We start from the raw sequence: 13,761 nt of genomic DNA, 5'->3' as shown, positions 1-13,761 counted from the left end.
TGGAATATATTCAAAGAATCTGCAACTATTTTGCTCTATTTTCATTCCTTCCATGTCGGTGAACCTAGATTGTACGATCCACTACATAGATCGTCCAACTCATTACATTTAATTTTCCGGAAACAACTATCTGCACCATCTTTGTCCTATCATCAATCAAAAAACGGACAATCATGATCAGTTTATCTAAAATTTTCATCGGCATGCTATTAAATTTATTAGTACTTCTTTTTTGGATAAGTACTGGAGAGGCACATGCACAAAAACACTACTCTTCCGTTAACATAAACCAGAATAACGGAAAGACAACTATTTCTTTTAAAAATGGAAATAAAAGGAGTTTTTCCTTGGAATACGAAGGTGATATCACATTATCGGATGATGACAAGGACATCGTAGCCATTTCAAGAGGGGGCTATATGGAAGTTAAAAAATCGGCATTCGGCAATCGACGACGCATTTTTATGGAACCCGATACCAATGGAAAGCTTATTAAGAAGTATTATGTGGGGAGTTCTGAGGAAAACTTCGAATCCGAGGGAAGAAAATGGCTGGCAGAAATACTCCCAGAGATAGTTCGTTCATCTACATTGGGGGCCGAACAACGGGTAGATCGATTCCATACAAAAGGAGGTACCCGTGCCGTACTCCAAGAGGTGGAACAAATACATAGCGACCATGTTAAATCCAGATATATCAGGCTTTTATTGGACAAAAAACCGAATAACAATGATTTGATCGCTATATTGAAGGTCATTGGAAACGATATCAGTTCGGATCACCACAAGGCACAAATCCTTAAGCACAAAACGAAGACATTTTTGTCTACGGATGGCACAACAGCCGCTTATATTGAAGCCGCAGGTAAAATAAGTTCCGATCACCACAAGGCGGAAGTACTCAAAAAATCCATACGGGATGGTGACATTTCCGAGACTCGTATGAAATCCCTTTTTGCGATTGCCAAAGATATCAGTTCTGATCATCACAAGGCGCAAGTGCTATTGACCGTACTGAAAAACAGATCGCTCAATACCGAGAATATCAATATATTGATCACCACATCACGAAGCATCCATTCCGATCATCACAAGGAACAGGTCTTAAAGGCCGCACTTAAGGCTCCCGGACTTTCCAAGAGCGGTTATAACACGCTTCTTGAATCCATGTCCAACATCAGTTCCGATCACCATAGTGCCAATATTTTTTCCGCTTTATTGGATAAAAAACTGGATGGCAAATCCTTGGCGGACGTGTTTCGGTTGGCCAACCGTACTATGAGTTCCGACCATCACAAGGCCCAAATATTGAAAAAAGCCGTTCAAAAGCAGCAAGTTGAAGGCGACAACTTGGAGGCATTACTTTCCGCCTTACAAGGGATGAGTTCCGATATGCATCAAGCCGTAGTGTTCAAGGAGCTATCAAAGAAAAGTTTTAACGCCGATCAGTTGATCAACATTCTTGCGGCCACCAAGAGCATAGGTTCCGATCATCATCAATCGGCGGCCTTGGTGGCATATGCCCCGGCGGTACGGGAAAAGGGAGATGCCGTTAAGGAGGCCTATAGAAATGCATGTGGAAGTATCTCATCGGAGCTACATTACGGAAGAGCTGTCCGCGCCATTCAATAATTTGAGCCTTTACTTCAACTACCCGAATACTCCTGTTACAAAATCGTAATATTGAGTATTTTGGTAGGATGAAGTGGATTTATAGGGATTTTTTATACCAACCGAACGTGAGGATACACCTAATTCTGATTTTTACAGGTTTTCTACTGGGTATACTTTTTTATGGCTTTGTGAATTTTAGCGGTTACCAAAGCATATGGGAATTCGTTCTAAGTGGATCTTTGGGAATAATCCTATCGTATGCCGCCCATTTTAGCAATCCGTTGATCAGTACGCTAATTCCATGGAAAAAGCAACCGGGATTACGGTTGTTGTCCGGTATTTTGATACATGCGGTAATAGGTCAAGTTGTGGTATTGGGGATACTTTGGGGCTATGGACATTTGTTTGGGGCATCATCCCTTTTTCAGGTTGATAAAAACGATACCCTGCTTAAAATCGGAATTCTTTTGTTTTGTACGGCACTGATCTATAATATCATCTATTTTGCCGTCCACTCCTACTATACATATTCAAAAGGGCAGGTAATGGAGGCCCAATTAAGAAGGAAACAGATCCAGCTACAACTTAGTGCCTTAAAATCACAATTGAGTCCACATTTTCTCTTTAACAGTATAAATACGCTTTCTTCCCTATTTCAAAAGGATACCCAAAAAGCAGAATCATTTATACGGTCACTTGCCGGCTCCTATGAATATGTACTGGACAAATATGAGTCTCCCTTAGTGACCGTAGCCGAGGAATTATCCTTTGTACAATCCTACTATTTTTTAATAAAAACACGCTTTGGGGAGCATTTCGACCTTAATGTAGAGTTTCCCGATTACGTGCTCAAGAGCAAAATACCCCCCTTGACCTTACAAATGCTGGTGGAAAATGCGGTAAAGCACAATGTTATGGGCCCCTCACAACCCTTGGAGGTAAAAATGACGGTCGTGAATGATAAGATAAGGGTGTCCAACGTGAAAACCGACCAGCGTCCTAAAATGGATTCCTTAAAAATTGGATTGCAGAATATTGCCTCGCGCTATGAACTATTGATCAACAAATCCATAGAGGTAGTCGACGACCGGAATTTTACCGTAACCTTGCCCCTGATATCGTGAGAAAGTTATTTGTGCACCATCCTCTCTTTAGGTTATTAAGCCCCTTGCTCTGCGGCAGCTTGGTATACCTGTTAATTTTACTGATCAATAATAATATTGGGCAGTTACAGGAAACTTTTTTGGGTCAGGAGTTATATGTATGCATCGGTTTGGCCTATCTTATACAGGAATATGCACGGCTCTCCCTTTTGTGGTTCGAACGTGCATCGGGCCCTAAAAATTTTGTGTTAAAATTGGCGTTACATCTTATCGGTACGGTTGCCATCGGTATCGGTTTGGTCTCGGTCGCCATGTACCTTTACTTTACCTATGTACTTGGATATACACCAAATAGTAGGGAGTTGTTCATTTTCAATAGCATATTCTCGTTAATTACCCTGATTTATTTGGTATTGTACTTGAGCCATCAGTTTTTATACAAGATAAACACCGATCTCATTACCAGGGAAATTAGGGCAAAGGAGGAAATTGAGGTCGATTTCCAAAGGTTCAAGAGGGGTATCAATCCCGAACTCCTATTTGAAAGCCTGGAATCCTTGCTAGTCCTAATGAAGAAGGATGTGAACAGGGCGGAACATTTGTCGGATCACTTTTCCAGGGTATATCGCTATGTACTGGCCAAGAAAAAACGGGAATTGGTACCCTTTTCGGAAGAACAAGAGGCACTAAGGGAATTACTACGGCTATTCTCGTATTTGCCCTTTAGAAAAATAACTTTGGGAAAGGTAGAGGTATCCAATACCTGGGTAGTTCCCGGAAGCATTTTAACCGTAGTGGAACGGATAGTACGTAGTACCATCGTTTCTGTAGAAGCGGACTTAAAACTTGATATTTTGGAAGACTTGAACCGGATTCTGATCCAATATGTTCCAGAAGAGGTTCTAAGAGGTGGATTCCAAACGGAACAGCTTAGCGACATTACGGGGAACTATCAATTTTACACGGATGGGGAAGTACAAGTAGTTACCGAAGGTCCTTATAAAATAGTTGAAATTCCAAAACTGAAACTGGATGAAAGTAGTCATTGTTGAGGATGAAGCCCTCGCAGCCGAAAAATTGGAACGTTATCTCTTAAAATATAAGAAAGATATTGAAGTATCGGCGAAGTTGACCTCCCTTGATGCGGCTATCCCTTGGATAAAGGAGCATCAGGAAACTGTGGATCTTTTCTTTATGGACGTACAACTTACCGATGGCTTGAGTTTTGAGATTTTTTCCGTAGTTCCCGTAAAAAAACCGGTGATTTTCACCACGGCCTTTGATGAATTTGCCATTGATGCCTTTAAGGTAAATAGCATAGATTACCTTTTAAAGCCCATTACCTTTACCGATCTTTCCCAAGCGCTCAAGAAATTGGAATCCTTGCGGGAGCAATTTTCCCACGCTACGGAATTTGGTAGCCTAGTACAACAATTGGGCAAAAAATCGTACAAAGATCGGTTTCTGGTCCGCATGGGCAACCATATCCATTCCGTACCCACAGAATCCATAGGTTATTTTTATGCAGAGGGACGGGACGTCTATTTAAAACGGATCAACGGTAAAAAATATCTTATCGAGTATACCCTGGAATCGTTGGAGGAGTTATTAGATCCCAAACAATTCTTACGTCCGAATCGAAGTTTTATAGTCCATATCAACGCCATTGAGGATGTGGTGGTGTATGCCAATAGACGGTTGAAACTGACCCTTAACCCCAAAACTGAAAACGAATTGATAGTCAGTAGGGAGAAAGTGGTGCAGTTTAAGCAGTGGTTCGAAGGAATTTGATAACCTTTGTAACCACAAAGATACGATCGGTCTAAAGTCTGGATTTATTCAAAAGAACCGTTTGACCAAATGTTTAAAAATCCGAAAATGGTCTGTATCCAACTCCCAATCCCATTTTAGATTATTGGCTACATTGATTAACTTTATGGGATAGCACAAGGAAATCAAGGCATTCCCTTCCATTACCCAGATAGAATGAAAACCAAAAATTTTGTTGTAGTAACAATTTCCATCGCAGTGGTTCTTGGACTGCTAATTTATTGGAGGGAATACAGTACTCGAGATCAAGTTTCCCTTTTTTATGTGTTGCTATGGCAAATTGGGATTTGGATTCCATGGTTTTTTGGCTTTAAACTGATAAAACAGGTTGTTGGAAAAACTTCGAAAACTAAATTCGGGATTCCACTACTAGCAGGAGTATGCATAATTTGGGTGGGACTTCATTATGGATGGTTCTTTTTTATCAGCTCAAATTTCAGTCCCTATCTCGGGTTACCCGGTTCCCGGTTTGGGGTATATCGTTATTTCTTTATTTTTTGGACGCTCATCGATATTGGGCTACTCTGGTTTATCATCGACAAACTAAAATCACGCAAAGGGGAGGAATTACCGCCTCCCTTATTATTGGAACTGACTAGGGGAAACAACAAGTACTTTTGCGAACCTTCACAGATCCACTGGTTGGCCGCTGAAAACTACTACACCAAATTAAGTACTACCGAAGGGGTTTTTGTAATGCGGAAACCTTTAAAATCGTTTCATAACCTACTTCCACAAGATATGTTCAGAAGGATTCATAGATCCACTATCGTCAATGTGAACTATGTATCCGAGTTGGAAAGAGGTAATAGCCAAAACCTCAAAGTGGTTATGAAGGACGGAACACGACGTAAGGTCAGTAGAAATTTTGTTAAGGAAATCACGCTTTTTTTTAAGGATAGGACGTATTGACACCGTTCACTATCAAAACCTAGTCCGTTCACTGCAAGGGTTATTTTTCATCGCTCCATTTGGGTAAGTTTAAACCATGGATTTAGGTACTATAACGTAGTAGCCGACCTTTTCTTTATCAGTCGATTTCAATAGATTCACAATTAAAATACAGGTTTATGCGCTCCTATACTTTGACCATCAATTCCGTTAAAAGGACCGTTTCGGCCGATCCCGATACACCATTACTCTGGATTCTTAGGGATACCTTGGGTCTTACGGGCACCAAATATGGATGTGGGAAAGGAATTTGTGGTACCTGTACGGTTCATTACAAGGGCAACGCCGTGAGATCCTGTAGTTTGCAGATTACCTCCGTTTTGGAGGGAGACATCATTACCATTGAGGGACTATCGGAAAAAGGAAATCACCCCGTCCAACAAGCCTGGATGGAACTGGATGTCCCACAATGTGGGTATTGCCAATCCGGCCAGATTATGGCCGCCGTCGATTTGCTTTCCAAAACCAGCAATCCTACTGATAATGATATAAATGCCGCAATGCAAGGTATACTATGTAGATGTGGTACCTATTCCAGAATACGTAAGGCCATTCACCTGGCGGCGAGCAAAGGGAACAAATAATGCACCGATTGCTATTCTTCTTATTGGTTTGTACCTCCATGAAATCCCATGGACAAGACCTTCTATTTCATCGTACCCAATTGAATGATAGTCGTCTAGGGTCAAGAGGTGTGGCCATAGCCGATTTGGACGGTAACGGATGGAACGATATTGTAGTGGCCAATCAAGTGGATTCAGTCCGACTTTTGGGAAATACCATCTATTTTAATCAGGGAGGTAAGTTTATAAAGTCAGCGATTACCAAGAATAATGTAAACGCTTGGAGCGAGTCCGTTCATGCAGTGGATGTGGATAACGACCATGATTTGGACCTCTTTTTTACCACCCAGTTCGGAACATCCAATCTGCTGTATTTAAACGATGGTAGCGGAAAATTCGCTTTAGGTATGGCCGGAGATTTGGCCACTGATCGAACCAATTCGCCAGGTGCTTGTTGGTGCGATTATGATCTGGATGGGGATTTGGATGTATTTGTGGTCAACCGGGACGGGGAGGATGATAATCTCTATGTAAACAATGGCAAAGGGGTATTTGTCAAATCCGTAAATGGGCCGTGGAACGATAACCAAGGTGATGGCAGATCCTGTGCCTGGGGAGATCTTAACGGTGATGGGAGACCTGATCTATACGTAGCCAATTTTGTAAGAAAGGAGGGAGGTCAAGTAAAGGCAAAACACCGCAACTACCTCTATCTAAATTTAGGTGGAGGAACCTTTGAAGAACAGAAAACAGGTACTCCGGTAAATGAAGAAAATGCATCCTACGGGGTAACCTTTATTGATTATGATCATGACAAAGATCTGGATATCTATGTGACCAATGTATCCATCTCGGATGAAAATGCGCTGTACGAAAACTCGGGAACGGGGCATTTTAAGAAATTGAAGGACAGCGAAGCCACATATGAAGTACGTCGTCCTTCGAAGGGACAGACTTGGGGTGACTTCAATAACGATGGGCATTTAGATCTCTATATTGCCAATGGAACCGAAGGGTATCCCGAAATTCAGAATTTCTTCTTTTTGGGAGCACCGGACCTTTCGTTCAAAAGAGTATACAACACCCTTCCTGCAATAGAAGGCCATATATCCGCAGGTACGGCTTCCGGGGATTTTAACAACGATGGATTTTTGGATCTCTATGTATGCAATTGGGGAGGGGAAGCCGAAGCCAATGATTGCTACATCAACCAAAACCAAACTAATAACTGGGTCAAATTTCAACTAAGGGGAACCACATCCAACAGCTACGGTATAGGAAGTTGGATTACCCTGACACCGAATAATGGCAGTGTCCAGACCAGATATGTCAGCAGGGAAACCGGGTATGGAAGTGAAAACTCCACTGAAATCCATTTTGGAATGGGCTCCTCAACAAAAATTGATTCCGTTACAATTGAATGGCCGTCAGAAATACGGCAATCCGCAATGGATTTAAAACCTAACACAGTATACGAGGTCATTGAAGGAAAAGAAATTAAACCAATCGGGATATGAAAAGAACATGGGACAGAAGAACGTTTGTGAAACTGACTGCCTCTGCAAGTGGTGCCCTAGTTGCAGGGGTTTATCTACAATCCTGTGGATCCGAAACAGTACCGGAAACGATTTATGAATTCTCGCCGTTGATTAAAATAGATACGGAAGGGTGGGTTACGCTCATCGCCAAAAACCCCGAGATAGGTCAAGGTATCAAAACTGCGCTGCCCATGATTCTGGCAGAGGAGCTCGGAGCGGACTGGGACAAGGTAAAGGTGGTACAAGGTGATTTTGATAAAGCCTACGAAGAACAGTGGGCAGGAGGTAGCTATGCAATTATCCTAAACTGGGATTTGATGCGAACTGCGGCTGCCAAGGTAAGGCATGTGCTTATACAGGCGGCCTCAAAGCAAATGGATAAAAAGATAAGCGAGCTTTCGGCGGTCAAGAACAAAGTAGTACATTCCAAATCTGGGGAGGCTTTACCTTTCGAAAAACTGCTGTTCGAGGCCTCAAAACTACCGTTACCGGAAACGGTGGAATTGAAACCTAAGGAAGCTTTTGAGATAGTAGGTAAGAATATGCCCCAAGTCGACTTGGAACAACTAGTGAACGGAGAAACCAAATTCAGCATCGATGTAAAGCTGCCGGGAATGCTCTATGCCACCGTACTAAAAAATCCGGTTTTCGAAGGTGGGGTAGGTGACTATGATGATACCCGGGCAAGATCGGTCAATGGTGTCATTGATGTTATGGAACTGAATAATTCGGCCTATGGCGAAAGACTTCTGGCGCCGAACAGTCCCAATTTTGTGAACGGTATTGCAGTATTGGCCAACTCCACTTGGGCAGCATTCAAGGGTGCCGGCAAACTGGATGTGACTTGGGATACTTCCGGTACACGAAAGGAAAATACGGATGGAATATTCAAACATTTCCAATCGCAATTGACCAATACCACCATAGAAAGAAAGGATGGCGACATACATCGGGCAAAAAGAAACGCAGCCCTAAGTTTTGAAGCGACCTATCAGGTTCCATTTCTGGCCCATATTCCCATGGAGCCCATGAACTGCACTGTGGATTTTAGGGATGATCTTTGTGAAGTTTGGGCACCTACACAAAATCCTAGGGCGCTTGAAGAGGGATTGATCAAACTGTTCGGATTACAACCGGAGCAAATAAAAATTCATCTTCCCCGAATAGGTGGTGCATTTGGAAGACGATATTATGTGGATTATGCGATGGATGCCGCTATTTTATCAAAGAAAACGGGTAAGCCCGTGAAGTTGACCTGGACCAGGGAAGCAGATATACAACATGATTGGTACAGACCTGCAAGTGTTCAGAAAATGATGGCCGCCTTAGATGAAGAAGGTCTGGTAACCGGTTGGCAACATATTTTGGCCAATGCATCCCGTAAGACCTGTTTGGGGCGGGAGGGGAGGCCAGCAGGAACGGAATTGGATGAATACGAGTTCCCGGCAGGGTTCATCCCTGATTTGCAATTTGAATATGGGCATGTCTTGAGTGATGTTCCTTTGGGACAATGGCGCTCGGTAGGGCATTCTGCGGTTGCCTTTGCCGTACATAGCTTTTTGGATGAACTGGCCATTTTGAATACGATGGATTCGATAGACTACTTTCTAAAATTCCTGGGTCCGGCAAGAATGGTCCCAGTGGTAGACGATTATGCATTTGACGTAAAGCGCCTGATTTCAGTAGTGGAGCGAGTAAGACGAAACAGTAACTGGGACATTCCTTTGCCAAAGGGACAGGGCAGGGGTTTTGCAGCTTGCAAACACTCAGGATCTTTTGTTGCCGAGGTAGTGACCGTATCCGTAGATGCCAATGAAAAAGTTACCGTTCTAAAGGTAGATGCCGTCGTGGACTGTGGCATAGTAATCAATCCCTCCGGTGCGAAGGCGCAGGTGGAAGGAGGTATCCTTGAAGGGTTAAGTGCGGCACTTTACGGTGAAATAACCGTTAAAAATGGTGCGGCGGAACAATCCAATTTTCATGACTACAAATGGATACGGATGGACGAGGCTCCGGAGATACATATAGAATTCATTGCAAACAACTTACCCCCAACAGGTCTTGGCGAGCCCCCGCTGCCGCCGGCAGCACCGGCCCTTGCCAATGCCATATTTGCGGCAAGTGGCAAGCGGATACGAAAATTGCCCATACTATCAGGTTAGATAGCAAACTAATCCGGAAATACGTAATCGGAAAACTTCACAATTATGGAAGAATCGGAATTTTGATTTGACCATTTTCCGGTTCTATCTGTCTTCAAATAGGTACCCCTTTGTGGAATACCGAATAGTTATTTGGATTTCGTTTTGGTAAACGTCATTTTTAGCACCACTTTTATGCAAATTTTACAATTGTACCAAGCATAAAATCCAAAAACTTCATTTTTTCGTACTATCCGTATTACTTGTAAATTAATTTTAGTTTTTTTGCCGGATGATCGGATTCAAAACGAAATATCTTTTTATTTCAGTGCGCTTTGCACTATTCGTATGCTTTCCTTTGGCATTGCAAGGACAGGAGACGCTACATTATGCCGGTCCCTTGCAAGTAGGCAAGTACAAAGGAGAGGCAGGATATGATTACAAAATTGTAGGGAAGGACACTTTGCTCGATGGTCCCTTTATAATGGAACGATCCAATCTAGAGGCACTTTTGGAAAACGAGGACTCTTCCTTTTTGTTTTCCGGCACTTTTAAAGATCATTTCGCCGATGGGTTTTGGCGGTTCCAGTTCGGGGAGTTTCAGTCCAATAGCCAGACCCAGGTCATAGATTATCAATATAGGGTACTGGTCAGCGGAACCCAGGAGGAAGCTAGCGGCACCCTAAAAAGTGGGAAGCCGGACGGTCCATGGACTTATACGGTAAATCGAATCAAGGATTCGGAGGTGGAAAAAATTCTTTTCAAGAGTAGCATCGTATTTGAAGATGGAGTCCCCCAGCGTAGTTTTCGTGTTGAAAACGAAAACAGCACCCTTGTGGGCAGGTTTCTTCGAAATGGATTGGCCCACGATGAATGGTCCCTATATGCGACCGATGAAGTGGAGACCGCTGAGAGTTGGTTTTTTAATGACGGTTTGCTGGAGAAAATCCAGAGTCGGGAAAATGATGAAGTCAGCGTAGTTCAACTGCCCCTTGATACGACGGCACAGAGGAAAACCATCAATTTGGATGCCCGTTTCCTGAAGGTATTGCAATTGCTACTTCCTACAAATGACACCCCAAATGTCCTTGAAAGCGGGATGCCCAAACTGCTGACCGAAAATGCCCAATATTATCAGAAGATAGATGATATTTTGTCCGAGTTGGGAGAATCCGCCTTTTTGCCGGAATTTAAAGTGGAAGTAGCCCATTTTCCTCTGGATTCCTCAGAGACCGCACAATTGGATTCCATCAAATCCCATTTTGAAAAATCAAAAATAATCAGCGAATCCTTGCTGAACAGTACACAGTTGAACATTTTAAAATTATCGGACGAAGAAGCCCTTTTTCAATATTCCGTTGTAAGTTCCATTTCGGAAAACTTCCTGAATCCCGTTGAAAAAGTGGTCGATTGCCATAAACAGGGAATCCTTGAATTTGTTACACGAGAGCAACTGATACGCAAACTATGGCCCTTTGGGAAACCCTCCACAAGAATTGAGGCTACTGGCATCGATTCGGGCAAAACATTTGTATTGCCGAATGCAGAACGATTTGAATTTGATGGAAATACGTTATCGTCCATCGAACAACTTGCAAAATATGCAGCTTTTAGCCTTGATTCAGTTCAACAATCATTGGAAGACAAATTGACCAAGGAGCAAAGGCAGCAAGAACTCATTGCCTTGGAGGAAGAATTAATTGTCCAAAGCAAGGGATTGAATCATTTGATAGATTCCGTCAGCAACAATGTAACAGGTATAAATACAGATGCGTTATTGCAAATCAGGGCCCTGGCCGATAGGAGCTTAAGTGAGTATTCTACAATGGAGGAAGTATCAACCAAGTTCGATTATGCCAGGGAACTAGTGAATTGCTATCCCCAATTGAAGGCATTGACCGATGCGGTTGCAGCTTTGCCAACCCAATGGGAAGAGCTACAACAGAGCTACCAGGATGGTGTCTGGAATCCCTTTACGTCCACAGTTATGAATGAAGAGGTAAAAAGACGTATTACGGCCGTCTATAGCAAAGTGCTTGTCCCATATTTCCTGGAGTGGGTACAGTCCGATCTTAGTTGTGATAATGTTGATGAATTGGTAGTTCTTATGCAAAACACCTACCGGCGAATGACCGAACTTAGAAATGAGGAAACCTCAAAATTGGAACGAAAGCTACGGAAAGAGCAAGACCCAAAAATGGTCATGCAATTGTTCAACATCCAATATCAGGTCAAAGAAAATTAACGGATGAGGCACCTTTGCAAAAATCCCGTATGGGTATTGATCTTGTTTTTGATCTGTAGTTCATTTCCCCTGTTAGCGCAGGAAGAGGAACAAGAGGTACTTCCTTTGGAATCCAAATTCAAGGAACCGCTGACCAGGGTATGGTTCAATACCTATGGCAACATCCGTATTTCAAAGCGATTGTTTTGGGTGGCTCAAACCCATTTTAGGCTCCAGGAAACGCAAAACACCCCATTTGTCGGACAAATGGCCCAGATTTATAACCGGCATGCCATAGGTTATATTTATTCCAAGAAGTTCAATGTTAGTTTGGGAGGAGTACTTCGTCTCAATTTCAATACGGATGAGGCTTCCACAGATCGTAATCTGGTACCTGAATGGCGCATTTGGCATCAGTATCTATTCGCCATGCCGCTGTCCAACATAATGACCTATCACCGTTTTCGTATCGAACACCGTTGGAGCCAGGGGTTTGAGGAAAACAGCGAATACATTTTTAGGAATCGATGGCGGTATATGTTTCGGTTAAAAGTTCCGCTAAACAGCCAAAAACTAGAGCCTAAGACATTTTATGTTTCCCCGGAGGCGGAATTGATCATGCAGAGTGGAAAGGAAGTAGTTGCCAGCCCAATGGAAGACCTGCGCTTGACCACCACGCTTGGGTATATTGTGACCCCACGGCTTACCTTCGCTGCAGGATTGATGTATTCCCATGGACAAGAGTTGAGCAACGGAGGTATTTACAAACAAAATTGGACCCTGCGTTTTCATATGTATTTTGCTCCGGACTTCAGAAAAGTAAAAAATAAGCTGCCCGAAATCCACTTTACCGATTAAATACGTATATCAATGCGTTGACCGAACTATCAATAGCATGAAAAAGAAAAATCGCAGCATCATTTCCTATATTTTATTGACAATTGCGGCTGGTATCCTGGTATTCTATCAGTTGAAGACCAACAAGCTCCAAAACGAACTTCAGGCCAACAGGGCTCTCCAGGAGCAAATGGATATACGGATGGCCGTTTACAATAGCCTTTTGCCAATAGATTCTACCCTGGTAAAAGGTAATTTCAAAGCAGCTCTCGGTGCTTATCAAGAGCAATTGGACGCCGACGGGAAAAATGATAGCGCTGGGATTCAACTCCGTATCGCACTCGCAAAGAGATTCATGAAAATGCAACACGCAATTCACTCGGATGCCTCCTTAATTGCGCAACTACAGGCTCTTGACTCCAGTAAAATAGAGCATTTGGCCTCCCCAAGAGAAATTCGGCAATTCGATTCGTTAAGTTTTGTACTTGAGAAGACCAAAGTACGTTTGGCACGCATGGAGCGTCAATTGCAAAAGAAATCCTTTGGTGAATATTTGACCTTTACAAGTAGCAAAGGGAGTCTAATGCATTATGTTGGGGAGGTTAAGAACAAGAAAGCCAACGGTCACGGATTGGCACTTTTGGATACAGGTAGCCGTTACGAGGGGGAATGGAAGGACAACCAACGCCACGGCAAGGGTACCTTTTATTGGCCGGACGGGCAACACTATGTCGGAAATTATGTGAACGACAAGCGTCATGGACAGGGCACCTATTACTGGCCCAACGGAGAAAAGTATACGGGGGCCTGGAAAGATGACCGGCGTAGCGGTGAAGGCATTTTCTATGGAAAAGATGGCAAGATCATAGCCAATGGGGTATGGCAGGAAGATGAATTGGTGCAAGCGGACAAAAAGCATAAAAAGGAAAGCCGGTAAGTAGTTTTAAGACGCTAACCCTTA

Annotated in this window: 11 protein-coding genes; all 11 read left to right on the top strand. The window is 43.0% G+C overall.

Going from position 1 to position 13,761, the window contains the following annotated elements:
* The first annotated feature begins 203 nt into the window (after positions 1–203).
* The 11 genes from ACO06Y_RS16940 (at position 204) to ACO06Y_RS16890 (ending at position 13,737) form a co-directional block, all read left to right on the top strand.
* Positions 204–1,631, top strand: coding sequence for a hypothetical protein (locus tag ACO06Y_RS16940; RefSeq protein WP_422080192.1), 1,428 nt, complete (start codon positions 204–206; stop codon positions 1,629–1,631).
* Between the two features lie 107 nt (positions 1,632–1,738).
* Positions 1,739–2,737 carry a sensor histidine kinase gene (locus tag ACO06Y_RS16935; protein ID WP_422080191.1) on the top strand — a complete coding sequence of 333 codons (999 nt, stop codon included), beginning with the start codon at positions 1,739–1,741 and terminating at the stop codon, positions 2,735–2,737.
* Positions 2,734–3,768, top strand: coding sequence for a histidine kinase (locus tag ACO06Y_RS16930; protein ID WP_422080190.1), 1,035 nt, complete (start codon positions 2,734–2,736; stop codon positions 3,766–3,768). Before ACO06Y_RS16935 ends, ACO06Y_RS16930 begins: the two co-directional genes overlap by 4 nt.
* Entirely contained in the window at positions 3,749–4,507 is a 759-nt protein-coding gene (locus ACO06Y_RS16925) for a LytR/AlgR family response regulator transcription factor (protein WP_422080189.1), read from the top strand. The genes ACO06Y_RS16930 and ACO06Y_RS16925 overlap by 20 nt, the downstream gene beginning before the upstream one ends.
* Before the next feature lie 195 nt (positions 4,508–4,702).
* Complete coding sequence (locus ACO06Y_RS16920; protein ID WP_422080188.1) at positions 4,703–5,458, top strand: LytTR family DNA-binding domain-containing protein; 756 nt, start codon at positions 4,703–4,705, stop codon at positions 5,456–5,458.
* A gap of 158 nt (positions 5,459–5,616) precedes the next feature.
* Complete coding sequence (locus ACO06Y_RS16915; RefSeq protein ID WP_422080187.1) at positions 5,617–6,081, top strand: (2Fe-2S)-binding protein; 465 nt, start codon at positions 5,617–5,619, stop codon at positions 6,079–6,081.
* Positions 6,081–7,577: a CRTAC1 family protein gene (locus ACO06Y_RS16910; RefSeq protein WP_422080186.1), complete on the top strand. Its 1,497-nt coding sequence runs from the start codon at positions 6,081–6,083 to the stop codon at positions 7,575–7,577. Before ACO06Y_RS16915 ends, ACO06Y_RS16910 begins: the two co-directional genes overlap by 1 nt.
* On the top strand, positions 7,574–9,760 hold the full coding sequence (locus ACO06Y_RS16905) for a molybdopterin cofactor-binding domain-containing protein (protein ID WP_422080185.1): 2,187 nt from the start codon (positions 7,574–7,576) through the stop codon (positions 9,758–9,760). The genes ACO06Y_RS16910 and ACO06Y_RS16905 overlap by 4 nt, the downstream gene beginning before the upstream one ends.
* 271 nt (positions 9,761–10,031) lie before the next feature.
* Entirely contained in the window at positions 10,032–11,984 is a 1,953-nt protein-coding gene (locus ACO06Y_RS16900; protein WP_422080184.1) for a hypothetical protein, read from the top strand.
* Positions 11,985–11,987: 3 nt separating this feature from the next.
* Complete coding sequence (locus ACO06Y_RS16895) at positions 11,988–12,821, top strand: DUF2490 domain-containing protein (protein ID WP_422080183.1); 834 nt, start codon at positions 11,988–11,990, stop codon at positions 12,819–12,821.
* Positions 12,822–12,858: 37 nt separating this feature from the next.
* Complete coding sequence (locus tag ACO06Y_RS16890; RefSeq protein WP_422080182.1) at positions 12,859–13,737, top strand: MORN repeat-containing protein; 879 nt, start codon at positions 12,859–12,861, stop codon at positions 13,735–13,737.
* Positions 13,738–13,761: the final 24 nt, after the last annotated feature.

Origin of the sequence: Ulvibacterium sp. (assembly GCF_965228935.1) — a bacterium.
GTDB lineage: Bacteria > Bacteroidota > Bacteroidia > Flavobacteriales > Flavobacteriaceae > Ulvibacterium.
Note: the sequence above shows the minus strand (reverse complement) of the source record. Positions and strands in the feature narration are given on the sequence as shown.